The organism is Parasaccharibacter sp. TMW 2.1891 (assembly GCF_023337675.1).
GTDB lineage: Bacteria > Pseudomonadota > Alphaproteobacteria > Acetobacterales > Acetobacteraceae > Bombella > Bombella apis.
The window spans coordinates 301,260-328,218 of the sequence record NZ_QORT01000001.1 but is presented as its reverse complement, the minus strand read 5'-3'; the positions used below and the strand labels follow the sequence as shown (position 1 = coordinate 328,218).

The following is a 26,959-nucleotide window of genomic DNA, read 5'->3' as shown; positions in this document are numbered from 1 at the left end:
GTTTCGGACGGCATGGCGAGGATGACGCACCAGACGCGTCATGACACCATGTGGCCTGAAACGCCGGAAAAGCGTTTTCTGGCAGCTCAACCCGGGCCCAAATCCGGGGGAGACCTCTCCCCCGGAGAAAGGTCGAAAATCAGCGGCGCAGGCCGAGACGTTCGATCAGAGTCTTGTAGCGCTCTTCGCTCTTGCGCTTCAGATAATCCAGCAGCGCACGACGGCGACCGACCAGCATCAGCAGACCACGACGGGAGTGGAAGTCCTTGTTGTGGCTCTTCATGTGCTCGGTCAGGTTCACGATGCGCTCGGTCAGCAGGGCGACCTGCACTTCCGGGGAGCCCGTATCACCTTCGGCACGACGGTATTCAGCGATAAGCTGGCTGCGACGTTCAGCTGTAATCGACATCCTGTTCTCCAAAAAACAAATGATTTTCCAACATTCTGACTGCCCGCAACCGCCCTTCGGCAACCCGGCACAGCCCGATGACATGCTCCCCGATCATGACCCGCCAGAGTGGAACAGTCTCCACCCCATCAGGCACGCCCCCCTCAAGATGGGCCAGCGTGACAGCCTGCCCACAGATCAGGGATTTTCCTTCCGCTTTCGTGACGGCCAGCGCCGGGATGTCGACCAGCGCGGTCGCCGCCTCCAGCAGAGGAACCGGAAGAACACATGCCTTGTCTCTAGTTTCGTCCGTTTTGTCCAGCCCTAACTGTTCTGCTGAACAAGCATGGGAAAGATCAAACGGCCCGCATTTTGTGCGCCGCAGAACAGAGATATGCCCCACAGTACCACAGGCCAGAGCAATATCCCGCGCAAGCGACCGCATATAAACCCCCTTGCCTGACTGGACGTCAAAAACGGCCGTATCGGCATCGGGGCGGTCCACGAGAGTAATCGAATCGATTCGAGCAGGACGGGGGGGAAGTTCCGGCGGACGCCCCGCCCGGGCCAGATCGTAAGCCCGCTGCCCACCGACACGAAGAGCCGAAAAAACTGGAGGCACCTGCATCACATCCCCGCAAAGCGAAGGCAATACAGCCCTGATATCTTCATCCGATGGCCGGACATCGGACGTTGCAAGAACATCACCCTCCCGGTCATCCGTCGTCCGGCTTTCACCAAAAGAGAGGGTAAACCGATACCGTTTGGTTGCATCCATGATGTACGGAATGGTGCTGGTTGCCTTGCCAAAGGCGATCGGCAGAACACCTGACGCCAGAGGATCCAGAGTCCCGCCGTGGCCGGCCTTGCGTCCATCAAAAAAACGCAGCAGCCGGTTGACCATCGTTGTGGAACTCGGCCCCAATGGCTTGTCCAGAATCAGCCAGCCATGAATGTCCCTGCCTCTCTTGCGTGCCATCAGTATTCTGGCCCGGCCTCAGTCTTCATCATCCAAAGCCTGGTCACGGTGCAAGTCCCGCTGGACCTCTGGCGAGCGCAGGATGCTCTCCACTTCCATCGCATGCTCCAGAGACGTATCAGGCTGAAAATGCAGCTCCGGCACTGTCCTCAGACGCAGGGCCGTGGAAAGACGTTTCCGCAGGAAAGAGGCCACACGCTTCAGAGCTGGCAGGACAGCCTCAACATCATCTCGCCCCAGACGTGTGACGAACACCGTTGCATGGCGCAGGTCCGGTGAAATACGGACCTCCGTTACCGTGATGGTCACACCATAGAGTTCCGGGTCGCGGAACTCCGTTCTGGCAAACAGTTCTGCGAGAACATGGCGGACCTCTTCAGCTACACGCAGCTGGCGGGTGCTTGGGCCGACGGCGCTTTCACCCGCCGGCCCGAGGAGGTCAAAGGAAGGCCGCGTCTTCAAGCCGGGATCTCTTCCATCTCATAGCATTCAACCACATCACCTTCCCGCAGGTCGTTGTAACCGGCGAAAGAAAGGCCGCACTCATAATTATGAGCCACTTCACGGACATCATCCTTGAAGCGTTTCAGCTGGCTCAGCTCACCCTCATGAATGACGACGTTGTCACGCAGCAGGCGTACGCCACAGCCACGTTTGACGACACCCTCGGTGACGTAGCACCCGGCAACCTTGCCGACCTTGGTAATGTTGAAGACCTGACGGATCTCTGCATAACCAAGGAACTTCTCCCGATGCTTCGGTGCGATACGTCCTTTGACCAGCTTCTCCACATCATCAGAGACCTGATAGATGATGGAATAGTAGCGGATGTCCACACCATCACGCTGGGCCAGCTCACGGGCCTGAACGGTAGCCCGCACATTGAAAGCAATGATGACAGCATTGGACGCCTTGGCCAGCTGCACGTCACTTTCGGTGATCTGACCAACGCTGGCATTCAGCACCCGTACGGCCACTTCCTCATGGGAGAGCTTCTCCACCGTTGCCTGAATGGCTTCGGCAGAACCCTGCACGTCCGCCTTGACGATCAGGGCCACTTCCTTCTGCTCACCAGCCTGGATGCGGGCCAGCATCTGGTCCAGCGTACCACGGGCAGCAACCTGCATGGCGGTGGCCTTCTCCCGGGCCTTGCGCTGGCGGAACTCGCTGATCTCACGGGCACGGTTCTCGCTATCGACAACCACAAACGGCGCACCGGCATCCGGCACCCCGCTCATGCCCAGAATCTCGACCGGCACGGACGGTCCAGCCTTCTTGATCTGCTTGCCATGATCATCAAGCAGCGCACGGACACGACCCCAATGGGCTCCGGCCACCACGATGTCCGTCCGGTTGAGCGTCCCTTTCTGGACCAGCACCGTTGCCACGGAACCACGGCCACGATCCAGGCGGCTCTCGATGACGGCACCCTCGGCAATCCGGTTCGGATTCGCCTTCAGGTCAAGAATCTCGGCCTGAAGCAGGATGGCTTCCAGCAGACGGTCAAGACCATCACGCTTGAGGGCGGAGACCTCCACCTCCTGCGTGTCGCCACCCATGCTCTCCACCACGATCTCATGGTTCAGCAGCTCATTGCGGACACGGTCCGGATTGGCGCCAGGCTTGTCCATCTTGTTGATGGCCACGATGATCGGCGCATTGGCAGCCTTGGCATGTTTGATGGCCTCAATCGTCTGCGGCATCACACCATCATCAGCAGCCACCACCAGAACGACAATGTCCGTCACGGAAGCGCCACGGGCACGCATGGAGGTGAAGGCTTCATGGCCCGGTGTATCGATGAAGGTTACCTTCTGACCGGAAGCCACGGTTACCTGATAGGCACCGATATGCTGGGTGATCCCACCAGCCTCGCCATGAGCCACGTCTGTCGTGCGCAGGGCATCCAGCAGGGAGGTCTTGCCATGGTCTACATGGCCCATCACCGTCACGACCGGCGGACGGGGCTTCATGTCCTCCGGCTTGTCCTCAATGCCCTCGATGCCCAGCTCAACGTCACTGTCTGCCACACGCTTGATGCGATGGCCGAATTCACTCACGACAAGCTCGGCCGTATCACCATCGATGCTCTGGGCAGCCGTTGCCATGACGCCCATCTTCATCAGCATCTTGATGACCTCGCCCTGACGGGCAGCCATACGGTTGGCCAGTTCACCCACGGTGATGGTTTCCGGCACGGTCACGTCACGCACGACACGAACCTGATCGGAACGCAGGCGCTCCAGCTCGGCCTGACGGCGCTCGCGGTCACGCTGACGCCGGACGGAAGCCAGCGAACGGGTCTTGCCGTCATCACCTTCAATGGCGGCACGGACGTCAATACGGCCTGACCGACGGTCCTGACCACCACCCCCGCTGCGGCGGGGCGAAGAACGGCGGGACGACGGAGAAGAACGCCGGGCGCCACCGGCACCGCCACGACGGGAAGGCCCTGCTCCCTCGTCATCGGCACCTCCCACGGCCCCAGTGCGTCCCCGCAGGTGCAGCGTCTCGCTGGCGTCATTGCTGGAACGGGCTGAAGAAGCCCGTGAAGACGCCGCCGTATTCAGCGGGCGGCTCGGCATGATGGCCCGCTCGGCCAGCGGACGCAGACGCTTGGTCGGCTCGGCCAGCTGCACACCCCCGGTCGTGGAACCCGTCAGCGGCGGCGGCACCTTCCGTTCAGCTTCCTGGCGACGGGCTGCAACTTCGGCCTTCTTGCGAACTTCTTCCTCGGCCGCACGGCTCCGGGCCTCTTCCTCTTCCTGGGCACGACGGCTTTCGGCCTCAGCCTTCTGCCGGGCCTCTTCCTCAGCAGCGGAACGGATACGGATCTTCTCGGCTTCCCGGCGGGCTTCCTCTTCTGCCTCACGCCGGGCAGCCTCTGCGGCGGCCTCAGCCAGAACGCGCTGGCGCTTTTCCTGCTCGGAAGCCGTCAGGCCACGGACACCAGCCGTGGCACGACCGCCACGCCCCCCTGCGGCCCCGCTTCTCTTGGGCTTGCGCACTTCAACCCGGACCTCCTTGGAGCGCCCATGGCTGAAGCTCTGTCTTACAGAGCCAGCCTCTACGGTCCGCCCCACGTCCTTGCGTCCTGCCGGACGCAGGGACAGGCGGCCGGAGCTCTTGCCCTGCCCTTCTTTTGGGGTGGTCCCCTTTGGAGTTCCGTTCTGGTTGCGCTCGTTGCCGTCGCTCATAATTTCTGCCTGTTCCTTACTGCCCTACCGTATCAGGGCCCGGGAGCGTGCCTTCGGCCACCCCCGCAAATCTCTTATATTCTGCCTTCAGCCGCTCTGCCAGAGCGCCAGGAGCCATCACGGCATAAACCGCACGCTCCCTCCCGAAGGACGCTGCCAGGATATCCCCCGGCACCCAGACCACCGGCAGCTCCCGCTGGCCTGACAGCAGACGGGCCACCTCATCCTGGCTCGCACCTGCTGCACAAATGACAACCCCGACTCTGCCAGCAACGATCCGTTCCCGACACTTCTGGAACCCACAGACCGCCTCACCAGCGCGTCGGCCCAGACTGATACCATCCAGAAGGCGCTTTGCCAAACCATCCCTGAGAGACTCCACAAGCCCCACAGGCACGTCCACCTTCTGCCGCGCCGCCCGGGAGAAGGCCCGAGCCAGCTGTCCATCTTCCAGAACAGCCCTGTCCGCCTGCACCCACATGCCACGCCCGGGCAGCCGGGCGGCAAGGTCCGCCACGATCTGGCCATCGGGCCCGACGACAAACCGTATCATGTGACACGGCTCACCATGTGTGCGGCTGATCAGACAGCGCCGCCGGGATGAGGCACGACGCCCCCGCCCGGACGGGCCATCATCCACATCGGGGATATGATCCTCAGTCGTGACCCGAGTCTCCTTCACCAGCTCCCTCGTCACCCTCAAACCAGTGGGCACGAGCGGCCATGATGATCTCATTGGCCTCGGCTTCCTCAAGTGGCTCATCACCACCCAGAAGCTCGATCAGCTCATCGGCAGCGAGGTCGGCCAGGTCATCCAGCGTCCTGATCCCCTTCTCCCCGAGTTCAACCAGAACCTGGAGGGAGAAGACACCAAGATTGACCAGATCATCACTGACACCCAGCTCACGACGCCGCTCATCCAGCGCCTGCTCACGACTGGCCAGATAATTGTTGGCACGGTTCATCAGCTCTTCGGCCACTGCCTCATCGAAACCTTCAATGTCGTGCAGCTCTGCCGGGTCGGCATAGGCCAGGTCCTCGATGGTATGATAGCCCTCGGTTACCAGCAGTCCAGCAATGACGTCGTCCACATCCAGCTCATTGACGAACTGGCTGGTCCGCTTGCGGAACTCTTCCTGACGGCGTTCCGATTCCTCAGCTTCGGTCAGGATGTCGATGTCCCAGCGGGTCAGCTGGCTGGCAAGGCGAACATTCTGCCCACGCCGACCAATGGCCAGTGAGAGCTGCTCATCCGGCACCACGACCTCGACCCGGCCGGCATCCTCATCCATCACCACCTTGGTCACCTCAGCAGGCGCCAGGGCATTCACCACGAAGGTAGCCGCATGGGGACTCCAGGGGATGATGTCGATCTTCTCCCCCTGAAGTTCCGCCACAACAGCCTGCACACGGGACCCACGCATACCCACGCAGGCACCGACCGGATCGATGGAGGCATCACGGGACTCGACAGCCATCTTGGCACGGGAACCCGGATCACGGGCCACGGCCTTGATCTCGATGATCCCGTCATAGATTTCCGGCACTTCCTGTGCAAACAGTTTGGCCAGGAAGCCCGGATGGGTACGGGAGAGGAAAATCTGCGGCCCGCGGGGCTCGTCACGCACATCGTAAATGTAGGCGCGAATGCGGTCGGAGTTGCGGAACTCCTCACGGGGGATCATTTCATCACGACGCAGCAGCCCTTCGGCCTGACCGCCCAGCTCCACCATAAGGTTGCCGTATTCGGTCTGCTTGAGCGTCCCGTTGATGATCTCACCCACACGGTCCTTGAACTCGTCATACTGGCGTTTGCGCTCATACTCACGCACACGCTGGACGATCACCTGTTTGGCTGTCTGCGCCGCAATACGGCCGAAATCGATCGGCGGCAGAGGATCGACGATAAACTCACCTTCCTGGATCTCAGGCCGGAATTTCCGGGCGATCTTCAGGGGAATCTGGGCATCCTCATTTTCCACAACCTCGACGGCTTCCGTCCAGCGGCTCAGCCGGACCTCTCCCGTCTTGCGGTCGATCGTGGCACGGATGTCCTTCTCATGCCCATATTTCGCACGGCCAGCCTTCTGGATGGCCTGCTCCATGGCTTCGAGCACCTGCTCACGATCAATATTCTTTTCCCTTGAGACCGCATCAGCGACCAGAAGCAGCTCAGGACGGGTAACAGATGTGTCCATCAGATCGGACCTCCAACCAGCATAAGACGGGTCATCAGTTTTTCTTCCCCGGCTTTTTGGGTTTCAGCTTTGGCGCCCGGCGGGTCCTGCCATCGGCCTCGGCTTCGTCTTCCTGCGCCACGCCTGCCAGCGCAGCACTTGCCTCAATCAGCTCATCCGTCAGGACCAGCCGTGCCTTGCGCATGTCATCCAGCGGCAGGGCCACTTCCTGCCCGTCATCCAGACGAAGCAGGCCAAGCCCGTCACGCTCGCCAAGGACAATACCGGCAAAACGCTTGCGACCATCCAGCGGAACCTCCAGCTCCACCTTGGCCAGATGCCCGGCAAAACGTTCCCAGTCCTTCGCCCGGGTCAACGGACGGTCGATCCCGGCAGAGGAAACCTCCAGCATCCATGCCCCTGGTATCGGGTCATCCACATCCAGCACAGCGCCCACTGCGTGGCTGATCTGCTCGCAGTCATCAACACTGATGAGCGAGCCATCGGCACGGTCGGCCATGACCTGGACGGTCGGTGTCTCATGCCCGAGAACCGAGAGGCGTACCAGCTCGTACCCCATGTCGGCCAGAGTCGGGGCAATCCTGTCCGCAATGCGTGCTTCCAGCCCGCTCAGACGGCGGATACCATGGGAGCTTTCACCCTCATGAAACGGAGCGGATGGACCGGACTGGTCCGACGATGTGGAAAAATGATCCAAAACAAAAAAGGCGGCCCGTCAGGGCCACCCCCCAAAAGAGCGGAAAGTGAAAACATCTCCCTGATACGACAGAGCCACACCCAATGCAAGCACTTCCCGCCCGCAACTGCTCGACAGGGAAAAGATGAAAGAAACGCCATTCTGCCTTCCTGCCCTTATGGTATATGGTGATACGAAATGACAGCCATGAACCAGCCCTCCCCCTCTCCCGAACCACAGAAACAGCCTCTCTGGCGCCCCGTGGCCGTGGTTGCGGCCGTTGTGGGACTGGGGGGCGCCCTTCTGGCATGGCATGGCCAGCCATCTCCGCACGATGCCGCCCAGCAAACACCACAACCCCAGGCGGCGGAACAGGCCATTCCCATGGCGGCAGGCTCACTCCCGCTCTCCATGCTTCCCCCAGATGATGCAGCCCGGGCCATTGCCCGCAGCACAATCCCTGCCCAGCAGAAACCTGCCCTTCTGGCCGCACTCAAGGACAACCGCATCCGGCTGGCAGCCCTCCCCCTGGCCGATGCGGCAGGCCATGCGGGACAGATGCTGACCGTAAGCAGCAGTGGCATCAGCCAGCAGATCATCCTCGGCCCCAGAGCACAGGCCGTGCTGCTCCCCATCGCCCGGGAAGGCATCGTCACACTGACACGCACCAGTCCAGCAGGCATGGGCCCCGTATCCATTGCAACGCTGGACATGTTCCATAATGTCGTGATCCTGCCTCCCCTTACCCCTGCCAGCCCTTCCTTCGCCATCCCGGTGGTTGTCCAGTAGCTGTCAGGAAAAGGACTTGACCCCATCCCGGCCTGCCAGTGAAAACAGGGGGTTCCCCTCCTGGCAGGATGCAGAAGCCCATGATGAAATCCCTGATCCCCTGGCTCTCCCGCATGATGCCCCTGATGATGGCGGCCTTCCTGATACTGGCGGCTGTCCAGCTGGCTCTCATGGTCCATCTCTCCCCCACGGCGCTGCTGCATGCGCTGCTCGTTGCTGCCAACTGGGCCCGCCCCGGCTATCTTCCCGCCGGGATCGCCGGGCTTGCCCTCTCTCTTGCCGGGGTGTTCTACTGTCTCTCGTCCGACCGTCTGGCCCGCCGTGGCCTGCGCCACAGAAAGAGTCTTCTCATGGATGTTCTCAGCCGTCTGACCAACCGCACCGCTCTGGAGGAAATGCTGGCACGCCAGCAGCGTGAGAGTGCCATCAATGCTGAAGAGCTGGCCGCCGCCCTGCGTGCCCGTGTCATCGGGCAGGACCAGGTCTGCGAGGATATTGCCCAGCAGCTGCGCCGCCGGCTGGCTCTCCAGAACCGTGACCGTCCCGTCGGGGTCTTCCTCCTTGCTGGGCCGCCCGGTACCGGCAAGACCTATCTGGCCAAGCAGATTGCCAACCAGACGGAACGCCCGCTGCTGCATTTCGACATGACCCAGATGTCCAGCCCGCATGCTGCCACACAGCTTTTCGGCTCTCCCAAAGGCTATGTTGGGTCTGACACGTTCGGGCGGCTGACAGGTGGCCTGAAGGAAAATCCCGATGCCGTCGTCCTGCTGGATGAGATCGAAAAGGCCCACCCGGACGTCTTCAAGAAATTCCTTACGGCCTGGAATGACGGCCATGTAACGGAAGCCTCCACCAACGAGCTGGTACCAACCACACGGGCCATCTTTGTTCTGACATCCAACATTGCCACGGATGCTCTCAGCGCCATTGCGGACAGGCTGGCTGACGAGCCCGAGAAAATGCGGGCCGAATCGACCGAAGCCCTGCGTCGGGCCGGGTTTGCGCCGGAGGTCCTGAACAGGCTGGACCGCATCTTCGTGTTCCGTGCGCTGCGGGGGCTGGACCTCGCCCGTGTGGCTGCTCTGGAAATCGAGCAGATGATCCGTGGCTACGGGCTGAATGTTGAAGCCGGTGGCATCGACCCTGCCCTTCTCTTCGAAATCCTTCAGCGCCAGCAGAAACTGGGCAGCATGGCCAGTGCCCGGGATATTCTCCGGTCCATTGAAGACATGATCAGCGACAGCCTCATCACGGCCCGCCAGCAGGGCCGCACCCATGTCCACCTCGTCATGGAAGGAGAAGGACGCATCCGGGCTGAAACAAGCGAAGAGCCTCAGGAAAGAATGAACAAGGCCAGCCTGTGAAGCATCTCCTCCGTACCTGCATCTCCCTCTGGAAGCAGGCCCCCCTGTGGCGCCTCTCCTTCATGATCGGGCTTGGCGGGCTGGTGATGGCAGCCTTTTTCCCAACCCCCTGGCTGAAAAAACAGGCTCCCTGGCTCCCCGGCATGGCGCCGGCAGCAACGCACGCTCCTCGCGATTCAGCTCATGCAGACGGCGGCCCGGGCGATGCTGACAATGCACCCTCCGGGCCGATGCCGGTGCATCTGCAATATCCCAGCATGTCTGAGATTGTACGGGATCGTGTTATCCTGGGTGGCCATACCATTCCTCTACCCAAAGGAGAGTGGCACCCCATTCTCTCCGCCCAGATCAGCAACGAGTCCCCCCTCTCTTTTCTGGCTCTTGTCCGTACACATCAGGGGGCCATTACCGGCCTCATCATCGCCCAGGCAACCCAGCAGCCCATTGCTCTGGACCGGGCTGGGAACGTGACGGGCATCTGCCATGATGACCGCAACTTCCTCAATCACAGCCTGCCGGTCTCTCCAGCAGGAGAAGACTGCATCGGCTCTGGTACTGTGGTGATACAGGGCAATGATGTCAGCACCAATCCACTCATCAACCAGTCCATCGCCCGCTTGCAGGCCCTCGGCGTCACGCCCATCCCCCCCCTGTTTCTGGCTGTCCAATGGCGACACGTCGCTACCACGACGGATGGTCAGGCCCAGGTTGGCCTTGTGGACACGCTGATTCCACCACTGGACCAGCAGACCCACCAGCTGCTTGCCCCCATTCCCGTCTGGTCCAGGGATGCGCTGTCACCCTACCCCGAGGCCAGAACATTCCTGACCAGGATGCGCAGCTGGGCGCTGGAGTGGCAAAAGGCCCTGCAGCTGGGGTTCGGGAACCAGTTGCAGGGTCACACCCCGCCACCGGACCCGCTGATCCCCTGATGGGGCCTTCAGTGATGCCCCTTGGCGACGACGCGCCCCATGCGCTTCTCCGCCATGCGGGCGAGGCGCACAAAAGGCAGGCCAACCAGAAGATAGGCCAGACCGACCATGAGCCCCGTGCCGATATAGTCATAATAGGTTGACGAGAGACGGATATAGGTCTGGCTCAGCTCTGTCAGCGTGATGACGGAAACGAGGGAACTGTCCTTGAGCAGGGCAATGAAATCGTTCGTCATGACGGGTACGACCGTGCGGAAGGCCTGCGGAACGATCACGAGCCGGAGGGCCTGCATGTGGGTCATGTTCAGGGCGATGGCCGCTTCCATCTGTCCACGGGGAACAGAAAGCAGCCCCGCCCGGTAATTTTCCGCCTCATAGGCCGCATAATTCAGCCCCAGCGACAGCACGCCCGCCGCAAAAGGCGACAGACGCAGACCAAAAGCAGGCAGTCCATAGAAAATGAACAGCACCTGTATCAGCAACGGCGTGCCCCGCACGATCTCCACATACAGCCCGGCCAGCCAGCGTAACGGTGCCACCCCGTAGGCCCGGGCCAGAGCCAGAACCAGCCCCATCGCCACGGCAAGCACCATCGCCAGAGCCGACACGCCCAGCGTCATCAACGCCCCGCTGCCTATCAGAGGCAGAAAACTGACATAACGGTGGACCATGGCCTGCACACTGCTGCCGGACATCCGCTCCATCGTCTGGCGGTAATCCACCCAGGCCGTTGGCTGGACTGTTGAGAGAGTCTGATCCCCCGTGTAATCGGCCATCTGCGGCGTCCAGAGATTCCAGCGGGCCAGAATCTGATGCAGGGTGCCATCGCTCATGAGATCACCCAGAACGGAATCCACAGCATCACGCAGGCCGGGATTGTTCTTGGGGAAGGCAATTCCATAAGCCACACGACCGATCGGCGGCCCAACGAGCTTCAGATCATCCGACCGGTAATAAAGGGCAATAGGCTCATCAATCAGAATGGCATCAAGACGTCCGTTCTTCAGGTCAGAAAACAGATTTGTCTCTTCATCATAAGAGCGCACATTGGCCGGATCGTGATCCAGCAGAAGACGCTCGGCAGCCGTGCTCTTGATGGTCCCGACCACATGGCCTTTCAGGGCATCAAGCGTGTCCAGCCCTTTTTCATCATTCCGCAGGACAATCCGATCCACCGTCACATAATAGGGCCGGGAAAAAAGCACGGCAGCCTTATGCTCCGGCGTCATCTCGATACCATCAATGACCAGGGCATACAGGTCCCGTGAGAGGCCGGGGATCAGCCCGTCCCAGCCATTCTGTACGAAACGCCCATGCCGTCCCATCCGGGCGCTGATGGTCTGCATCAGGTCATATTCAAAACCTGTCATCCGCCCTTCATGGGCTGGATCGTGAAAGACGTAAGGCACGTTGGCCTCTCCGTCCGACGCCCAGGGAAGGTCCCTGTCATCCGTAGCACCGGGAACCCGCAGGGAAGCTACTGCTGGAGTACCGCCTTCAGCCCAGGCAGGAGCGGACAGACCTGCCATACCCCACAGCCCGAACAGGGCCAGAGCCAGCGCAAACATCACACGCTTCATCACCGTGCCCCCATTCATCAAAGGAGTGTCCGCAGGAAACGCCGGGTTCCTGCCTCACGCGGGTTGGCGAACATCACATCGGGGTCGCCACTTTCCACAATCTGTCCAGCTTCCATGAACAGCACACGGTCCGAGGCCGCCCGGGCGAAACGCATGTCGTGCGTCACGACGAGCTGGGTCATACCCTCCGCATCCAGCGCCCGCATGACGGACAGCACCTCTTCGGAAAGTTCCGGGTCCAGAGCGGATGTCGGCTCATCATACAGCATGACGGAAGGCTTCATCGCCAGAGCCCGGGCAATGGCCGCACGCTGCTGCTGCCCACCGGAGAGCCTGTCCGGGTAACGGTTCTTCACGGCGGCAAGGCCAACCTTCTCCAGCAGTTCGCAGGCAACATGCTTCGCCTGCGTCTCACTCATGCGTTTGACCTGCATGGGGGCCAGCATGACGTTCTCCAGCACCGTGCGATGTGGAAACAGGTTGAAGGACTGGAAGACCATGCCCACGTGCCCCCGCAGACGGTGGGCCTGAACCTCGTCCGCACGACGCCATGAGCCCGTACTGGCCACGGTCACATCCTCAACCCGCACCTCTCCGGCATCGGGATGTTCCAGAAAATTGAGACAGCGGAGGAACGTTGATTTCCCACAGCCGGACGGCCCGATGATGGAAATCAGCTCCCCACGTTCCACTTCCAGAGAAATTCCCCGCAGAATTTCATTCCCGGCGAAAGACTTGGCGATACCGGTCGCCTTCAGCACCCAGTCAGTCAGTTCCGAACATCCTCCTGCACGCTACAACATGGACAACCATCCTGTAGTCATTCACCATGCGCTTTCTTAACCATAACCACCCTTCAAGCAAAACATCCTTTTCTGTATTTTCCACCCGGAAGGGCATATTTTTCTCCCGGACCTTCCCCAGGCCCCTTCCAGCTCCACATGAAACATCACCATGGCCTCCAGCACCTCATGCCCGCCTGCCTCTCCACCACAATCCCTTCTCCGGCTGGATCATGTCCGGCTGGAGCGGGCAGGACGCTGTCTGGTCCCTGATCTCTCCCTGAACCTCGCTACCGGTGATGCCCTCCTCCTTACCGGGCCAAATGGTACGGGCAAGTCATCACTTCTGCGGCTGATGGCAGGGCTGTGTCCCCCTGCTGGAGGCACAGTGACCCGCCGGGCCGACATTGCCTGGCTTGGCCCTGCTGACGCCCTGAAATCCACCCTGACGGTCGAGCAGAATCTCTGTCTCTTCATGCCTCATGGGACAGAAACCATCCATGCTGCCCTGAAGCGTCTGGCGCTGGCCCATCTTCTGGACTGCCCTGTCCGCCTGCTCTCGCTGGGGCAGAAACGTCGTGTAGCCCTGAGCCGCCTGCTGCTCCTTCCCGATGCCCGGCTGTGGCTGCTGGATGAGCCTGCCAATGGTCTGGATGCTGCCAGCCTTGCCCTGCTGGAGACCCTGCTGGCGGAGCATCGTGCCCGTGGGGGGGCCGTGGCCATTGCCTCCCATGCGCCACTATCCCTACCGGGCAGCCAGCACCTCACACCCGGCATGGTGGCACCATCCATCACGCCAGACCTGACCATGCAAACCCCGCCAGTGCATGAGGAGCCAGCCTCGAAAAAGACCCTTCATCCATTGCTCCTGCATCTGCGCCGGGAGCTGCATCTGGCCCGCCTGAACGGTGCCGAAACCGTAGGGGGGCTGCTGTTCCTGACAGTCTGCAGCACACTTTTTCCTCTTGCCCTCGGCCCCACCCCCGCCCTGCTCCAGCAGACCGGCCCGGCCATTCTGTGGGTCTGTACCCTGCTGGCCTCACTCCTGCCGCTGGAGCGCCTCTATGATGAAGATGCGGAAGACGGATCACTGGACATGCTCCAGATCACCCTGCACCCTGCCTTCATTGCGCTGGGGAAAATGTTCGCCCACTGGGTGACAGGTGGACTGCCCATCCTGCTGGCCACCCCTCTGCTGGCCCTGTTCTTCCAGCTGCCAGCCCATAACCTGACGGTGCTCATGCTCAGCCTTACTCTGGGCAGCCTGACCCTCTCTCTCACAGGGGGCATGACAGCGGCCATAACACTGGGAGCACGCCGCAACAGCCTTCTGCTCCCCGTGCTGACACTGCCGCTGATGACTCCTGGTCTCATCTTCGGCACACTGGCCTGCACCACCCCGACAGGAACAGCCTGTACGGCCAATCTGAGCCTTCTGGCGGCCCTTTTCCTTCTGGCCCTGCCGGGCTGCCCCCTCATCGCTGGAGCCAGCCTGAAAGAAGCACGGGGCTGACCATAAAAAAAGCCGCTCCCTGCTACGGGAACGGCTTTCTGAACGGACAGGCCGAAGCAGAAATCTTCAGGCTTTATCGGCCTGAAGTTTTGCCACGAAATTCTCCAGCCAGTGAATGGTATATTCACCCTTCTGGAACTCCGGGTCTGCCAGAATTTTCTGATGCAAAGGAATGACCGTCTTCACCCCCTCCACAACACACTCCGTCAGGGCCCGCTGCATGCGGCTGATGGCTAGCGCACGGGTGGGAGCATGAACGATCAGCTTGGCAATCATGCTGTCGTAATAGGGAGGCACCCTGTAACCGGCAAAGAGCGCACTGTCCATACGGACACCAAGACCACCGGGAGCATGGAACACCTTGACCGTCCCCGGGTTGGGCGCAAAGGTTTCCGGGTCCTCGGCGTTGATGCGGCACTCGATGGCATGGCCGTTCATCACGATGTCTTCCTGCCGGTAGCTCAGCTTTTCACCAGCGGCCACACGGATCTGCTCCCGCACGAGGTCCACATCGCAGACCATTTCCGTCACCGGATGTTCCACCTGAAGGCGGGTATTCATCTCAATGAAGCAGAACTGCCCGTCCTGATACAGGAACTCGAGCGTACCAGCATTGCGATACCCCATGCGTGACAGGGCATCCGTAACAGTTTTGCCAATCTCGTTGCGCTGCTCTGGCGTGATGACGGGGGAACCGGCTTCCTCCAGCAGCTTCTGATGGCGACGCTGGAGGGAGCAGTCACGCTCCCCGAAATGCACGACATTGCCGTGCGTGTCACCCATGATCTGAAGCTCGATATGACGGGGCTTGTCGAGATATTTCTCCAGATAGACCTCGTCATTGCCAAAAGCGGCACGGGCTTCCGTCCGGGCCACGCTCCAGGCTTCCTCCAGCTCATCAGCGGTCTGGGCTACCTTCATGCCACGACCACCACCACCGGCAGCGGCCTTGATGAGCACCGGATACCCGACACGGGCCGCAACTTCCCGGGCCTCGTCCAGGCTCCGCAGGGCCCCGTCCGACCCGGGCACCAGCGGCACGCCGAGGGCCTCCATGGTCGTTTTGGCGGTGATCTTGTCACCCATCATGCGGATGTGCTCGGCTGTCGGGCCAATGAAGGCGATGCCGTGCTCCTCCACCGTTTCGGCGAATTCCGCATTTTCGGAAAGGAAGCCATAGCCCGGATGGATGGCCTCTGCTCCGGTGATGGTGGCGGCAGAAAGAATAGCCGCCACATTCAGGTAAGAATCACGGGAGCTTGGCGGCCCGATGCAGACAGCCTCATCGGCCAGACGCACATGCATGGCGTCAGCATCTGCCGTGGAATGCACCGCCACCGTCTTGATGCCCATCTCCCGGCAGGCGCGCAGCACCCGCAGGGCAATCTCGCCACGATTGGCTATCAGGATCTTGGAAAACATCACTCGATGATCGCCAATGTTGCCCCGAATTCAACCGGATCGCCAGATGCCACGCAGTAGCGGACCAGCTTGCCTGCACGCGGTGCCTTGATCTGGTTGAAGGTCTTCATCGCCTCGATGAGCATGATGGTCTGCCCGGCAGCGACCTGGCCTCCTTCCTGCACGAACGGAGGGGAGGAGGGGTCCGGTGTCAGATAGGCCACGCCCACCATCGGGCTGGGAACAGCGCCAGGATGGGATGACGGGTCTGCCGGGGCCACGGCCTCTTCCGCCACGGGGGCGGGAGCCGCAGCAGGAGCAGCGGCCACGGGAGCAGCCGCAGCCTGTACGGTCACATTCCGGGCAACACGAAGGCGGCTGTCGCCTTCGGAAACTTCAATCTCGGTCAGGCCTGTATCCGTCAGGATATCGGCCAGTGCCCGAATGGCCTCCTTGTCCACGAGCATACGGCTCATCCTTCATCCTCAATCATATCTGCCACCGCCTGGAGAGCATGGGCATACCCGCGTATTCCCAGCCCGCAGATGACTCCACGGGCTGCCTGTGAAACATACGTGTGATGACGAAATGCTTCCCGGCGATGAATGTTAGACATATGCACCTCAATCACTGGCAGCTCAACAGCCAGCAGCGCATCAAGCAAAGCAATCGATGTGTGCCCATAGGCCGCAGGATTTATGACAATACCGCTTGCACGGCCCCGGCATTCCTGCACCCATGACACAAGCTCCCCCTCGCCATTGGTCTGGCGGAAGTCAATCGTCACATCGAGCCGCTCCGCAGCCTGAAGGCACAGCTGCTCCACATCATCCAGTGTGGCTTCGCCGTAAATCTCAGGCTGCCGCAGCCCCAGCATATTCAGGTTCGGTCCGTTCAGGACAACAATAAGAGGTCGCTTCATCCGAACGGCTGATAGCACCTTCATCTTCATCAGGTAAAGCCACTTCTTTTACAGTCTGGCACCGCAATCTTCATATGTTATCCAATAGTTTACAATCATCTGGACGCCCACGCTGGCCCATCTGTTCAAGTTGTGACACACTCGGGATGACCATCAACAATATCCGTGGGTAACATGAAGGCAAACACACCTTTCCCTGCTTCCATGGAAGCTGTCGTCCCTCATGGGCGGAACAGGCGGTTCCCCTTCACAGCCTCTACCCTGCCGTGTCTGATCATTCTTGCATGTCTGGGGCATGTCGCCTCCAGCCCATCCGCCCTGGCGGCCGGGATGTCATCAGACGTGGAGAAGACGGAAGCAGCTGCACTCCCTCCCACGCAAAGCGGGCTGGCCAGCTGGTATGGCGGCAAAAAGCTGATCGGAAAACGGACTGCCAGCGGCGAACGCTTCAGCCCCGATGCGCTGACGGCCGCCCATCCGTCCCTCCCTCTGGGAACGAAACTGCTGGTCCATTCATCCATCACGGGCCGATCTGTCATCGTGAGGGTCAATGACCGCGGGCCAGCCGACAACGACCGCATCATCGACCTCTCACAGGGGGCTGCGGCCAGCCTGGGAATCATGAATCACGGTGTCAGCCACATCACCATAACGGTCCTTCCCCGCCGCCGCTCCCGTTTCCGCCACCCTACCGACATGCACGAGATTCTTCAGGACCAGGCCCGTCAGGCCGAAAAAATCGCACAGGACAGCCCGCTCCGGTAACCGGCAGCTCCTCAGTGATCCGCTGGCCTGACGGGGATTCCCATTTCCTTGCGGACGATCCGCCGGTAGCCCCGCTCCTCCAGCTCGGCATTCAGCACGGCGCCAAACAGCACGACATACGCACTGACAAAAAGCCACATCATGACAGCCGCCACGGCACCCAGTGGCCCATACGTCGTGCCATAACTGGCAAAGTGCGAGACGTACCACGAAAAACCAATGGACACGCCAACCCAGAGCAGGGTCGCCAGAAACGCACCGGGCAGGATCCAGCGCCATGATGTCATGCGCTCCCGGCACGGGGCGATACGATACAGCACGATCAGCGCCATGAAGACGAAACAGAGCATGATGGAAGGGGCCAGCCAGTGAACGAGAACGGGCGTGCCCTGCTCCACCAGAAAATGGAGCGATGGCGGCAGGCTATCTATCGTCACCCCCACATAACTCAGATAGCGTGGCAGATAATCCACGATGGCCGGAGCCGCCACCATGAGCGCCAACGTCAGGCAGGCCCCTATCACGGCCAGAAGAGTTGTGCCGAAGGCCAGAACCTGAAAATGCAGGAAACCACGAGTTTCCCTGGCATGATAGACGATATTCAGGGCAGACAGGATGGACTTGCTGCTGGCCGTGACGGACCAGAGAGCCACCAGCAGGGAAAAAACCAGCCCCAGGGTCAGTGAGGACTGAGGCTGAGTCACCAGCGCATGGATCCTGTCGAAGATCATCTCATAGGCGGCAGGAGGGAGCATGTGCCTGACGACACGCAGCTGCTCTTCTGCCGTCTGTACGTCAAAAGCCAGCCCATAGACAGAGATCAGCGCCGTCAGGGCGGGAAACAGCGACAGGGTTGCAAAGAAGGCGCATCCCGCCGCACTGAGGGACGTCTGGCTGTCTCCGCTGTTGCTCAGGACCTGCCTGAACGTGGCCCAGAGGCCTTTTGGTGGTGGCGGAGGCTCCAATGGCATCTCGATCTTGTCGGGCACGGGGTGCGCTTTTCCTCTCCCTGCGAGGCCGTGACAGCAAGATCACGGCTCCATCATCACACTTTCTCCAGTTCAGCCTGAATACGGTTCCAGCGTTCGATATTGCTCTGGGCATCCCTGACAAAGGCGGATTTTTTCACCCCTCCAAGGAAAATACGCTGCATCAACCATCCCAGACCACGGGTAGGCCGCTCAAACTGAATGAACAGTATGCCACGCACCTCATCGGTGTTGTTCTGCACCGTATGCCGGTAGGTATCATCAAAGATGAACAGCCTGCCATCATCCCAGTGCAGCGTGTGATCTGCGACCTTGATCCAGCAATTATCACGATCTCGTGGAACCCCCAAGCCCTGATGTGCATTCAGCATCCCTTTGGTAACCCCTTTATGGGGTGGAATTTCCCCACCGGGCTCCAGAACAGAGAACAGGGCGGAACAGAGACCGGGAATCCCGGCCACAAGCTGGGCCGTAACAGGGGCCTTGGCACAATTCTCTGGAACAGGAATGCCGTAGCCATACAGAAAAAATGACTTCCAGCGGCTGTCCGGCGCAATGCGCTCATGATCGGGCGAAAGGTCACGCAGGGGCGGAATTTTCTCACGCTCAGCCATGATGGCCTGAAACTCTTTCTGCATCAGCGGGGCAGCCTTCTCCAGGGCCACCGCCCAAGGAAACAGGCCATTGTCCAGCAGAGGTGTATTGGGGACCAGTGACCCTCTGGCAATCAGGGCATTGAACAAGGGGCGCAGCGCCTTGCCAACCCGCACAAGAAAGGGGCGTTTTTTCTTATCGTCATGACCTACCGTCATCATGTCCTCCATTAGCAGAAAACACATCAAACCAGTCCACGCAGACGTTACACTGTTACCAGAACAGTTTTCTTAACTGAAAGTCACCCTATCGACATGGCATCTACCGGCCATGACTGACCCCACTCAACAACACACTGAATTTTAATAAAAATCCTTCCTGAACAGAGCGCTCCCTTCCCGTCCCCTCCTGCTGAATGGCTGGCTTGACATCACTTTTTTGTGATGAGAACCATACCCGGAAGCCACCCTTCAGTTTCCCCTTGCATTGAAAAAAAATCTGGGCATTGTCACGCACTCCACGCAGCAACGCACGTGCCACTGGCCCTCATGAGGTTACGCAACGACGTCAAGCGCTCTGGCCCCGTATCCCCTTGCCTGCAGGGGGCAGGCGGAATCCCGCCGGTCCGTTCGACCGTTTCGCAACATCTCCCCCGACCGGGGAGAATTTATAGGGGACGTGAGTATCATGACTCCCAGAATCGCCCGTTTTCTCACCGAACAAAAACCCGCCACCCCTTGCCTTGTCGTGGACCTGGACTGCGTACGCACGCAGTACCACGCCCTGCACGATGCCCTTCCCTCCGCCCGGATCCATTACGCCGTAAAGGCCAATCCGGCACCAGCGATCCTGAAGGAGCTGCATGCCCTCGGCTCGTTCTTCGACATCGCATCCCCCGGAGAGATCGACATCTGCCTGCAAGCAGGCATTCCGGCGCAGAAGCTTTCTTTCGGCCACACCGTCAAGACAGTGCGCTCCATTGCCTATGCCCATCAGAAAGGCCTGACACTCTATGCATTCGACTGCATGGAGGAGCTGGAAAAACTGGCAGAACACGCCCCCGGCTGTGAGGTTTTCTGTCGGCTGGGAGTTCTCAATACCGGGGCACAGTGGCCGCTCTCCCGCAAGTTTGGCACGACGCCGGAAAGCGCTTTTACCCTGTTGCAGAAAGCCCGTGAGCTGGGCCTGAAACCAGCTGGTCTGTCTTTCCATGTCGGTAGCCAACAGACCAGCACGACAGCCTATGCCGACGCCATTGCTCAGGCTGCCGAAATCTGCCACCGCCTCCAGAAGCAGGGCATCACGCTGGACTTCATCAATATGGGCGGGGGCTTTCCAACCTATTACAACAGCCCCATCCCCAGCATCGACCAGTTCGGCACGACCATAACGGAGGCCATGGCAGCGCATTTCCCACAAGGGGCCCCCCGCATTCTGCTGGAGCCGGGCCGCTACATGGTTGGCAGTGCGGGAATCGTGCATACCGAGGTCGTGCTGGCCAGCAGGCGGGGCGGTGAGGACAACACTCCCCGCTGGGTCTATCTGGATATCGGCCGCTTTGGTGGTCTGGCGGAAACAGAAGGCGAATCCATCCGCTATGTCTTCCAGACACCCCATGACGACACCACGAGCAGCCGCTCACCCTGCATCCTGGCCGGGCCGACATGCGACAGCATGGACGTGCTATACGAGAAAAATCCCGTTCCCCTGCCAGAAGAGCTCAAGGCAGGAGACAGGATCAACATCCTCGCCACTGGTGCCTATGTGTCCACTTACTGCTCGACCGGGTTCAATGGCTTTCCACCACTGGATGAACATTACATCTGACCCTTCCGCAGGGCAGGAGACGACCATCCAGCATCAGCCAGCCCGTTACGGGCTGGCTGCATCAAGCGATTGCAGCGACACGAGCCGCCGATAGGCCCCGTCCTTCAGAGCCATCAGACTCTCGTGCGTGCCATCCTCAACGATCTGCCCCTGATGAAATACCAGAATCCTGTCCAGGTCACGCACGGTGGCCAGACGGTGCGCCACAACCAGTACGGTGCGTGTTTCCATCAGGCGGGTCATGGCCTCCTGCACCAGCATTTCTGATTCAGAATCGAGGCTTGCCGTGGCTTCATCAAAAATCACAATCGGCGCATCAACCAGAAAAGCCCGGGCAATCGCCACGCGCTGGCGCTCCCCCCCGGAGAGCTTCACGCCACGTTCACCAACCAGCGTCTCATACCCTTCGGCAAGACGGGTAATGAATCCATCAGCATTGGCAAGCCGTGCCGCCTGCTCGATCTCCTCCCGGGTGGCATCAGGCCGACCATAGGCAATGTTCTCAGCCAATGTTCGATGGAACAGCATGGGTTCCTGCGGGACAAGCGCAATCTGGCGCCGCAGGCTCTGCTGGGTGACGTAAGCAATATCCTGCCCATCAATCAGAATATTGCCACCATCCACATCATACAGACGCTGCAACAACCGTGTCAGCGTCGTCTTGCCCGACCCGGACGCCCCGACCAGGGCCACACGGCTCCCCGGTGCGATCCTCAGCGACAGCCCCTGATAGATCGGCTTTTCCTGGGATGGATACCGGAAACTCACATCCAGAAGGACAATCTCCCCCGCCGTCACCTCCAACGGAATGGCACCGGGGATATCCCGGATGGCCGGTTCGCTCGAGAACAGCCCGACGAGTTCTTCCATCTCATTGACCGACCGCTGAACCTGGCTCACCTGCTGCCCCAGATCCCGCAGATAACCCTGGATGAGGAACATCATCGTCAGCACATAGGCCACATCACCCGGCCCGGCCATACCACGCCACCAGAGCAGCACAGCCAGACCAATCATCACCACACGCATCAGCAGCGTATAGGACGCCTGAAAGTTGGCGCTGTTCGTCCCCCGATACCAGCTGTAATAGGTCTTGTCCGCCCACGTGCGGGCTACGGCATGGAGCTGCCGCTCCTCCCGTTCCTCCGCCCCGAAGCTCTTCACCACCGCATTGCAGGTAATGGCATCCCCCAGCACGGCCCCCATCCTAGAATCACAGGCGTTGGATATCCGGGCTGTTGGCGCCACATAACGCAGAGCCAGCCAGATGGACATGCAGGCAAACAGCCCGACCATCACGGCCAGCACCAGCCCCATGAGGGGCGCCCGCACCAGCAGGACCAGGGTCGTCCCCAGCAGGACCAGAACCTCTGGCGTAATGAGCAGGAGAAGCGTGTCATCCAGCGTATCAATGGCCCAGATTCCCCGGGTGATCCGCCGCACGGTAGAGCCCGCAAAATTGTTGGCGTGCCAGTCTGACGAGAAACGCTGCACCCGGGCGAAAGCATCATCCAGCACCCGGCGCATGACAGCAAGGCTGAGTTTGCTGATCCCCAGATAGGAAGACCGCCGGCCCATGACGCCCACCAGCCCCAGAACCAGCAGCCCGCTGACCATGAGCAGGGCATCATGCAGCAAAGCCTCCCGGCCACCAGCAGCCGATGAGGCAGATGTCGTTGTGGAAATATCACCCACCAGGCGACCAGCCAGAAGAGGAGTGCATATATCAGCTACCGTGGCCAAGGCCACACCGCCCAGCGTCCATGCCAGCATGGCAGGCTGGCCCAGCCAGCGCTTCACCACAAAAGCCAGTATCGCCCCAAAGGAGAGTTTCTTCATGCTGTCCCGTCCATCCCCATTTTCTGCCACGTCTGCCTTTTCCTCCTTCAAAACCTGTCAGACCACACCCGGCCCCTCCGCTTGAAGAAAAACCCGACTCCCCTTAGGAACGGACAGAGTTTTTCCCATAATGGCCGGACCCACCATACCCTCATGGCTTCTACCAGCACGCCCCGCACACGCTCGACCAGCTCCCAGCCCCGCATGAGCCTGAAGGCCGTCCGCGCCTTTCTGGCCGCGCTGGAAAAAGCACACCCGGACGCCCGCAGCGAGCTGATCTATCACAACACGTTCGAGCTGCTCGTCAGTGTCGTGCTTTCAGCACAGGCGACGGATGTTTCCGTCAACAAGGCCACCCGTGCCCTGTACGAAGAAGCCCCCGACCCTGCCAGCATGGCCGCACTGGGTGAGGAAGGCATCGCCAGACATATCCGCACCATAGGCCTCTGGCGCTCAAAAGCCCATAACGTGGCCCTGCTCTGCCAGCAGCTGCTGGAAAAACATGACGGGCAGGTCCCCGGAAGCCGGGAAGAGCTGGAAGCCCTGCCCGGCGTGGGTCGGAAAACAGCCAATGTCGTCCTCAACATCGCCTTCGACCAGCCAACCATGGCTGTCGATACCCATATTTTCCGCCTCGGCAACCGTACTGGCCTCGCACCGGGCAAGACCGTCCGTGCCGTGGAGGATGAGCTGGTCCGCCGCATCCCCAAAGAGATGCTCCGCCCTGCCCATCACTGGCTCATCCTGCATGGCCGCTATGTCTGTAAGGCCCGCACACCAGAATGCTGGCGCTGCCCCGTCACTGAATGGTGTCTCTACAGGGAAAAGAACAAAATACCCCCCAAGCGCTGAGCAGGCCACAAGCTTCTCCTCCCAAAAAAGCCTTCATATCAAGACCTTTATTTTATCGTAAAAGTCTATAAAAGACCTTTTGTGTCTAATTTTACGATCAAACCATGAGATAGACCATGCCATCGCCTCGACTGGAAGAGACGGCCATCGTTTTTGGCACGAATGGCAAAGACCTCTGGGCCACGCTCTGTGCCATCCAGTCCGTCGTGGATCACAATCCCCGCACGAAGCTCGATTTCCACATCCTCCACACCAATGTGGCGCCAGCCCTCCAGCTCATCATCAGTGACCTGTTCCGAACAGAATACAGCCTGCTGACCTTTCACGATGTCGGACAGAAAGCCGCAGCCCTGCGCCTGCACACCCATCAACGATGGCGCAATGAATGTTTCTATCGCTGCTATCTCCCGGTACTGTTCCGGGATGATGTCCATGTGCTCTGGCTGGACAGTGCCCTGCTCGTTACCGGACCATTGCCCCCCCTGTTGAACCGTTTTCCCCGGCAGGCCGCCATCGGTGCCGTGGCCGACCCTGTCGCCCAGATTCTCCGCCAGCATGAAGTGCCCATCCATACCCTGCTGGGCGATGCTCCCGCTGCCGGGCTGCCCGATGTCTCCCTGCCCGACTATACCCGCCAGCATCTCTCCCTTGCCCGGCCGGAAGACTACTTCAACAGCAGCATGATGCTGCTCCGCCCCCGGCTCATCTCACCGTCGCAGATAAACCGCTGTTTCACCCTTGCCACACGCCCCTATCTCTGCCCGGGGACAGACATCCTCAATCAGGTCTTCCACGACCATGTCCATCTCCTGCCCGAACGCTGGAACTTCCTGACCGGCAAGCTGACGGAAAATCTCTGCCTGCATCTCCCGGAACCATGGAAGAAACGCCGGGAAAGCGAACGGCTGAAACGCTGCATCATCCAGTTCCCCGAGGGGACCAAACCGTGGGAAGACCCGGCATTGCCTGGTGCCAGCCATTACCGGCGCCTCTCCGCTGCCCTGGAGCAGCGCCTCAGCCGCATTGCCCCGCCACTGATCCGTACATTGTGCGGGTCCTGATTCCCTTTCACTCAGCCGGAGCTGGTGGCAGGGGCACGACATTCTGGAACGCTCCTTCGCCGGTCCAGAGGCGATCCCCCTGCACCATTCTGTCCGACACGAGCCTGATACCACCCGCCCCCGTCCCATAAACGGCCCAGCTTCCTTCCCGCCGCAGATCAGCCGGACCAAGCTGCCGGACAGACGGACAGAGAGGATGCTGTCCGCCCATACGTATCTCCAACACAACATCCCGGCATGATGCCTCTCCACCACGCTCCGGCCCGGCAACCCCACGCCACAAAACCAGCCGATCATTCCCAAGGCGTAGATGACAGAGACCTGCCGCACAGTCCGGTTGCCCCAGCCCTCTGACATTCCAGCCCAAGGCACGCTGCATCTCCTGTCGGACCAGCCCGCTACCAGGGCGCCCCTCCATCACCCTCATGGCCCCTTCCTGCCGGACAGCCAAAACGGCACCCTGCTCCACCAGCAGCATCACGGGCCGGTCCACCAGCCAGGGTGCTGAAAGCGCCACAGCCATCACACCCACGCCAGCAAACCGGCCCCATCCCCGCCACAGACACATCACGGTCAGCCCCAGCAGATACAGCCCCACCCCCCAGGCCGGAAAAGACGGCACCGGCAATGATGCAAGCGGAGCCGCCGCCACACACCCTGCCAGCCAGCCGATACCCTTTATGCCCCACCCCATCACGTGCAGTGGCCCCGAAGAAAGGCCAAATGGCATCAGCAGCAGGGCCACAATCCCGGCAGGCATCACCCAGACACCCATCAAGGGGACTGCCAGAAGATTGGCCATGACAAACCATGGCTGGAAGGCGCCGAAATACGCCATGCTGAGCGGCAGGGTCGCCAGTCCGGCCAGCAGGGAGGTCAGAACAAGGGCCACCAGCAGAGCTGCCCCCCGCCGCCAGAGAGCCGGGGCCTGCTGCCCATGATGCCCTCCCAACCGAAACAGCCAGTTCCGCCATGATTCGTGACCCGCAATCAGAGCCATCACAGCTGCGAAAGACATCTGGAAGGAAACATCCAGCACCAGAACAGGAGACATCACCTCCAGCATCAGGCAGACCAGAGCCAGCCCCCGCATGGAAACGGCCCGCCGCCCCAGCAGCAGGGCCAACACGGCCAACCCCGCCATGCCCAGCGCTCTCAGCCCCGGCACATGCAACCCTGTCAGCACCACATAAACCACCCCGGCCCCAAAAGAGACCAGCATGGCAACCTCACGACAGGGCCAGTAGGCCGACAGGCGCTGCGACAGGCTGAGGCAACGTCTGACCGTGGCAAACACCAGCCCCATCACCAGCCCCAGATGCAGACCCGCCACGGCCAGAAGATGCGCCAGCCCGGCAGCCGCATAGCTCTGCCTCGTCTCGGCAGAAAGACGGCCCGTTTCGCCACACAGCACGGCGGATGCCACCGCTCCCACCTGCCCCGGCAGGGCCGCTCCGATCATCCAGGCCATTGTCTGCCGCAGATGGACCAGCCTGTCCTCCAGACGGCCCACAACACCACCTGCCGGTGCAGCTCTCAGCGGCAAGGGCGGTGAGAGGGCCAGTCCCGCTCCGGCACGTCCAGCAAACCAGGCCGCACGCTGCCCATCATGCCCTCCCGGCCAGAGCGGTGGGGGCGGAGAGCGCAGAAGCGCCCGTATCCGCACAGGCTGGCCTGTCACCAACGCCATCAGGCCATCTTCCTGCCCTTCTCTGGGCAGAAAGGTGACAGTCACCCGCCGTTGCAGGGGCGCCATGCCATTCCACCATGGAGAGTCGAACACGGCCCCCTCCACCACCACATGCCAGCTGGGCTTCTGCCCTTCATGTCGGCCTGGAACAGGTTCCAGAGCCGCCAGCCGTCCTTCCAGCCAGACCGATTCCATGGGCAGGAGCGGCATGGGGGACTGCCGGACAGCCTGCCCCCAGGCCAGCAGAAACCCCAGGCCAATCACCAGGAGGCCACTTCCCAGACAATGCCCCAACACCTGCCAGTGTGCCGCCTGTTCCGTCCCGGCCACCATCCAGCGGCAGCAGGCCAGCAACACCAGCCCCATGCCCGCCAAACCACCCATCATCAGGCCTGTGCTCCACGCAGGTTCTGCCGGCAGGGCAAAATACCCCACAATGCCCAAGGCTACACCGACAGGCAGCCAGCAGGTCAGGCGACTGCCCTGACGGGCCAGCCCCGACGCTACCATCCTGAGTACAGCCTGCCCCATCATCCTCCGCTCTGCCGCCTCCTGCATCCACCCCTGGCCCGTCCATTCCACAAGTGCCGCTGCCTGTGATAAAGCCCATGATGACAC

24 protein-coding genes and 1 pseudogene are annotated in these 26,959 nt (G+C 60.9%); 9 read left to right on the top strand and 16 right to left on the bottom strand.

The features are described 5' to 3' along the window. Positions 1 to 139: 139 nt before the first annotated feature. The 7 genes from rpsO to rimP are packed head-to-tail and all read right to left on the bottom strand — an operon-like array spanning position 140 to position 7,384. Positions 140 to 409: a 30S ribosomal protein S15 gene (gene rpsO / locus DTJ15_RS01460; protein WP_043560974.1), complete on the bottom strand. Its 270-nt coding sequence runs from the start codon at positions 407 to 409 to the stop codon at positions 140 to 142. Beyond that, positions 393 to 1,367 carry a tRNA pseudouridine(55) synthase TruB gene (gene truB, locus DTJ15_RS01455; RefSeq protein WP_043560977.1) on the bottom strand — a complete coding sequence of 325 codons (975 nt, stop codon included), beginning with the start codon at positions 1,365 to 1,367 and terminating at the stop codon, positions 393 to 395. Before truB ends, rpsO begins: the two co-directional genes overlap by 17 nt. An 18-nt stretch (positions 1,368 to 1,385) precedes the next feature. Beyond that, on the bottom strand, positions 1,386 to 1,829 hold the full coding sequence (rbfA, locus tag DTJ15_RS01450; RefSeq protein WP_043560980.1) for a 30S ribosome-binding factor RbfA: 444 nt from the start codon (positions 1,827 to 1,829) through the stop codon (positions 1,386 to 1,388). Further along, complete coding sequence (gene infB / locus DTJ15_RS01445) at positions 1,826 to 4,564, bottom strand: translation initiation factor IF-2 (RefSeq protein ID WP_154980974.1); 2,739 nt, start codon at positions 4,562 to 4,564, stop codon at positions 1,826 to 1,828. The genes rbfA and infB overlap by 4 nt, the downstream gene beginning before the upstream one ends. 16 nt (positions 4,565 to 4,580) lie before the next feature. Continuing rightward, positions 4,581 to 5,246 (bottom strand): DUF448 domain-containing protein, encoded by a 666-nt coding sequence (locus DTJ15_RS01440; protein WP_227449778.1) that lies wholly within the window; start codon positions 5,244 to 5,246, stop codon positions 4,581 to 4,583. Further along, complete coding sequence (gene nusA, locus DTJ15_RS01435) at positions 5,221 to 6,762, bottom strand: transcription termination factor NusA (protein ID WP_043560987.1); 1,542 nt, start codon at positions 6,760 to 6,762, stop codon at positions 5,221 to 5,223. The genes DTJ15_RS01440 and nusA overlap by 26 nt, the downstream gene beginning before the upstream one ends. A gap of 34 nt (positions 6,763 to 6,796) precedes the next feature. Next, positions 6,797 to 7,384, bottom strand: a complete 588-nt coding sequence (gene rimP / locus DTJ15_RS01430) for a ribosome maturation factor RimP (RefSeq protein ID WP_081563379.1) — start codon at positions 7,382 to 7,384, stop codon at positions 6,797 to 6,799. A gap of 252 nt (positions 7,385 to 7,636) precedes the next feature. Here rimP and DTJ15_RS01425 point away from each other — a divergent pair, with 252 nt between their 5' ends. The 3 genes from DTJ15_RS01425 (at position 7,637) to DTJ15_RS01415 (ending at position 10,526) form a co-directional block, all read left to right on the top strand. Beyond that, positions 7,637 to 8,227: a hypothetical protein gene (locus DTJ15_RS01425; RefSeq protein WP_249109253.1), complete on the top strand. Its 591-nt coding sequence runs from the start codon at positions 7,637 to 7,639 to the stop codon at positions 8,225 to 8,227. 83 nt (positions 8,228 to 8,310) lie between these two features. Next, the gene (locus DTJ15_RS01420; RefSeq protein ID WP_081563380.1) at positions 8,311 to 9,594 is read left to right on the top strand and encodes an AAA family ATPase; all 1,284 of its coding nucleotides are present in this window, start codon (positions 8,311 to 8,313) and stop codon (positions 9,592 to 9,594) included. After that, entirely contained in the window at positions 9,591 to 10,526 is a 936-nt protein-coding gene (locus tag DTJ15_RS01415; RefSeq protein WP_249109252.1) for a hypothetical protein, read from the top strand. Before DTJ15_RS01420 ends, DTJ15_RS01415 begins: the two co-directional genes overlap by 4 nt. 8 nt (positions 10,527 to 10,534) lie before the next feature. Here DTJ15_RS01415 and DTJ15_RS01410 read toward each other — a convergent pair whose 3' ends face one another. Together DTJ15_RS01410 and DTJ15_RS01405 are read right to left on the bottom strand one after the other, a co-directional pair. After that, on the bottom strand, positions 10,535 to 12,055 hold the full coding sequence (locus DTJ15_RS01410; protein WP_052349215.1) for an ABC transporter substrate-binding protein/permease: 1,521 nt from the start codon (positions 12,053 to 12,055) through the stop codon (positions 10,535 to 10,537). 68 nt (positions 12,056 to 12,123) lie between these two features. Continuing rightward, positions 12,124 to 12,867 (bottom strand): amino acid ABC transporter ATP-binding protein, encoded by a 744-nt coding sequence (locus DTJ15_RS01405; protein ID WP_081562607.1) that lies wholly within the window; start codon positions 12,865 to 12,867, stop codon positions 12,124 to 12,126. 193 nt (positions 12,868 to 13,060) lie between these two features. Here DTJ15_RS01405 and ccmA point away from each other — a divergent pair. Both ccmA and ccmB read left to right on the top strand, forming a co-directional pair. Then, positions 13,061 to 13,642, top strand: a pseudogene (gene ccmA / locus DTJ15_RS01400) (heme ABC exporter ATP-binding protein CcmA); the annotation flags it as partial. A 54-nt stretch (positions 13,643 to 13,696) separates the two neighbouring features. Next, positions 13,697 to 14,401 (top strand): heme exporter protein CcmB, encoded by a 705-nt coding sequence (gene ccmB / locus DTJ15_RS01395; RefSeq protein ID WP_081847766.1) that lies wholly within the window; start codon positions 13,697 to 13,699, stop codon positions 14,399 to 14,401. A gap of 66 nt (positions 14,402 to 14,467) precedes the next feature. Here ccmB and accC read toward each other — a convergent pair whose 3' ends face one another. Genes accC through aroQ form a run of 3 tightly spaced genes read right to left on the bottom strand, consistent with a single transcriptional unit; the run spans position 14,468 to position 16,724 of the window. Next, positions 14,468 to 15,823, bottom strand: coding sequence for an acetyl-CoA carboxylase biotin carboxylase subunit (gene accC, locus DTJ15_RS01390; protein WP_043560997.1), 1,356 nt, complete (start codon positions 15,821 to 15,823; stop codon positions 14,468 to 14,470). Further along, the gene (locus DTJ15_RS01385; RefSeq protein WP_043560999.1) at positions 15,823 to 16,278 is read right to left on the bottom strand and encodes an acetyl-CoA carboxylase biotin carboxyl carrier protein subunit; all 456 of its coding nucleotides are present in this window, start codon (positions 16,276 to 16,278) and stop codon (positions 15,823 to 15,825) included. Before DTJ15_RS01385 ends, accC begins: the two co-directional genes overlap by 1 nt. After that, positions 16,275 to 16,724: a type II 3-dehydroquinate dehydratase gene (gene aroQ, locus DTJ15_RS01380; protein WP_043561671.1), complete on the bottom strand. Its 450-nt coding sequence runs from the start codon at positions 16,722 to 16,724 to the stop codon at positions 16,275 to 16,277. Before aroQ ends, DTJ15_RS01385 begins: the two co-directional genes overlap by 4 nt. A gap of 174 nt (positions 16,725 to 16,898) precedes the next feature. On the opposite strand from aroQ, the gene DTJ15_RS01375 reads away from it, so the two are divergent. Then, complete coding sequence (locus tag DTJ15_RS01375; protein ID WP_249109251.1) at positions 16,899 to 17,489, top strand: septal ring lytic transglycosylase RlpA family protein; 591 nt, start codon at positions 16,899 to 16,901, stop codon at positions 17,487 to 17,489. Between the two features lie 11 nt (positions 17,490 to 17,500). Here the strand turns inward: DTJ15_RS01375 and DTJ15_RS01370 are convergent, their stop codons facing one another. Both DTJ15_RS01370 and DTJ15_RS01365 read right to left on the bottom strand, forming a co-directional pair. After that, on the bottom strand, positions 17,501 to 18,478 hold the full coding sequence (locus DTJ15_RS01370; protein WP_227449777.1) for a YihY/virulence factor BrkB family protein: 978 nt from the start codon (positions 18,476 to 18,478) through the stop codon (positions 17,501 to 17,503). 56 nt (positions 18,479 to 18,534) lie between these two features. Continuing rightward, positions 18,535 to 19,293 carry an aspartyl/asparaginyl beta-hydroxylase domain-containing protein gene (locus tag DTJ15_RS01365; RefSeq protein WP_249109250.1) on the bottom strand — a complete coding sequence of 253 codons (759 nt, stop codon included), beginning with the start codon at positions 19,291 to 19,293 and terminating at the stop codon, positions 18,535 to 18,537. A 466-nt stretch (positions 19,294 to 19,759) separates the two neighbouring features. Between DTJ15_RS01365 and DTJ15_RS01360 the strand changes: the two genes are divergently transcribed. Then, positions 19,760 to 20,899 (top strand): type III PLP-dependent enzyme, encoded by a 1,140-nt coding sequence (locus DTJ15_RS01360; protein WP_043561002.1) that lies wholly within the window; start codon positions 19,760 to 19,762, stop codon positions 20,897 to 20,899. A gap of 45 nt (positions 20,900 to 20,944) precedes the next feature. On the opposite strand, the gene DTJ15_RS01355 is transcribed toward DTJ15_RS01360, so the two are convergent. Beyond that, on the bottom strand, positions 20,945 to 22,738 hold the full coding sequence (locus DTJ15_RS01355; RefSeq protein WP_192848641.1) for an ABC transporter ATP-binding protein: 1,794 nt from the start codon (positions 22,736 to 22,738) through the stop codon (positions 20,945 to 20,947). Positions 22,739 to 22,891: 153 nt separating this feature from the next. On the opposite strand from DTJ15_RS01355, the gene nth reads away from it, so the two are divergent. Both nth and DTJ15_RS01345 read left to right on the top strand, forming a co-directional pair. Beyond that, entirely contained in the window at positions 22,892 to 23,590 is a 699-nt protein-coding gene (nth, locus tag DTJ15_RS01350; protein ID WP_373364563.1) for an endonuclease III, read from the top strand. Positions 23,591 to 23,706: 116 nt separating this feature from the next. Beyond that, positions 23,707 to 24,651 carry a glycosyltransferase gene (locus DTJ15_RS01345; RefSeq protein ID WP_043561007.1) on the top strand — a complete coding sequence of 315 codons (945 nt, stop codon included), beginning with the start codon at positions 23,707 to 23,709 and terminating at the stop codon, positions 24,649 to 24,651. A gap of 7 nt (positions 24,652 to 24,658) precedes the next feature. Here DTJ15_RS01345 and DTJ15_RS09115 read toward each other — a convergent pair whose 3' ends face one another. Further along, complete coding sequence (locus DTJ15_RS09115; protein WP_249109249.1) at positions 24,659 to 26,923, bottom strand: ComEC/Rec2 family competence protein; 2,265 nt, start codon at positions 26,921 to 26,923, stop codon at positions 24,659 to 24,661. Between the last annotated feature and the right edge of the window lie 36 nt (positions 26,924 to 26,959).

What these genes read in the sequence shown, in the direction of transcription:
- accC (WP_043560997.1), bottom strand. Translation starts at nt 15,823, where the DNA reads ATGTTTTCCAAGATCCTGATAGCCAATCGTGGCGAGATTGCCCTGCGG.
- infB (WP_154980974.1), bottom strand. Translation starts at nt 4,564, where the DNA reads ATGAGCGACGGCAACGAGCGCAACCAGAACGGAACTCCAAAGGGGACC.
- DTJ15_RS01385 (WP_043560999.1), bottom strand. Translation starts at nt 16,278, where the DNA reads ATGAGCCGTATGCTCGTGGACAAGGAGGCCATTCGGGCACTGGCCGAT.
- DTJ15_RS01420 (WP_081563380.1), top strand. Translation starts at nt 8,311, where the DNA reads ATGAAATCCCTGATCCCCTGGCTCTCCCGCATGATGCCCCTGATGATG.
- DTJ15_RS01375 (WP_249109251.1), top strand. Translation starts at nt 16,899, where the DNA reads ATGAAGGCAAACACACCTTTCCCTGCTTCCATGGAAGCTGTCGTCCCT.
- nusA (WP_043560987.1), bottom strand. Translation starts at nt 6,762, where the DNA reads ATGGACACATCTGTTACCCGTCCTGAGCTGCTTCTGGTCGCTGATGCG.
- ccmB (WP_081847766.1), top strand. Translation starts at nt 13,697, where the DNA reads ATGCAAACCCCGCCAGTGCATGAGGAGCCAGCCTCGAAAAAGACCCTT.
- DTJ15_RS01410 (WP_052349215.1), bottom strand. Translation starts at nt 12,055, where the DNA reads ATGGCAGGTCTGTCCGCTCCTGCCTGGGCTGAAGGCGGTACTCCAGCA.
- nth (WP_373364563.1), top strand. Translation starts at nt 22,892, where the DNA reads ATGGCTTCTACCAGCACGCCCCGCACACGCTCGACCAGCTCCCAGCCC.
- rpsO (WP_043560974.1), bottom strand. Translation starts at nt 409, where the DNA reads ATGTCGATTACAGCTGAACGTCGCAGCCAGCTTATCGCTGAATACCGT.
- DTJ15_RS01365 (WP_249109250.1), bottom strand. Translation starts at nt 19,293, where the DNA reads ATGATGACGGTAGGTCATGACGATAAGAAAAAACGCCCCTTTCTTGTG.
- DTJ15_RS01425 (WP_249109253.1), top strand. Translation starts at nt 7,637, where the DNA reads ATGACAGCCATGAACCAGCCCTCCCCCTCTCCCGAACCACAGAAACAG.
- DTJ15_RS01345 (WP_043561007.1), top strand. Translation starts at nt 23,707, where the DNA reads ATGCCATCGCCTCGACTGGAAGAGACGGCCATCGTTTTTGGCACGAAT.
- DTJ15_RS01360 (WP_043561002.1), top strand. Translation starts at nt 19,760, where the DNA reads ATGACTCCCAGAATCGCCCGTTTTCTCACCGAACAAAAACCCGCCACC.
- DTJ15_RS01355 (WP_192848641.1), bottom strand. Translation starts at nt 22,738, where the DNA reads ATGAAGAAACTCTCCTTTGGGGCGATACTGGCTTTTGTGGTGAAGCGC.
- aroQ (WP_043561671.1), bottom strand. Translation starts at nt 16,724, where the DNA reads ATGAAGCGACCTCTTATTGTTGTCCTGAACGGACCGAACCTGAATATG.
- truB (WP_043560977.1), bottom strand. Translation starts at nt 1,367, where the DNA reads ATGGCACGCAAGAGAGGCAGGGACATTCATGGCTGGCTGATTCTGGAC.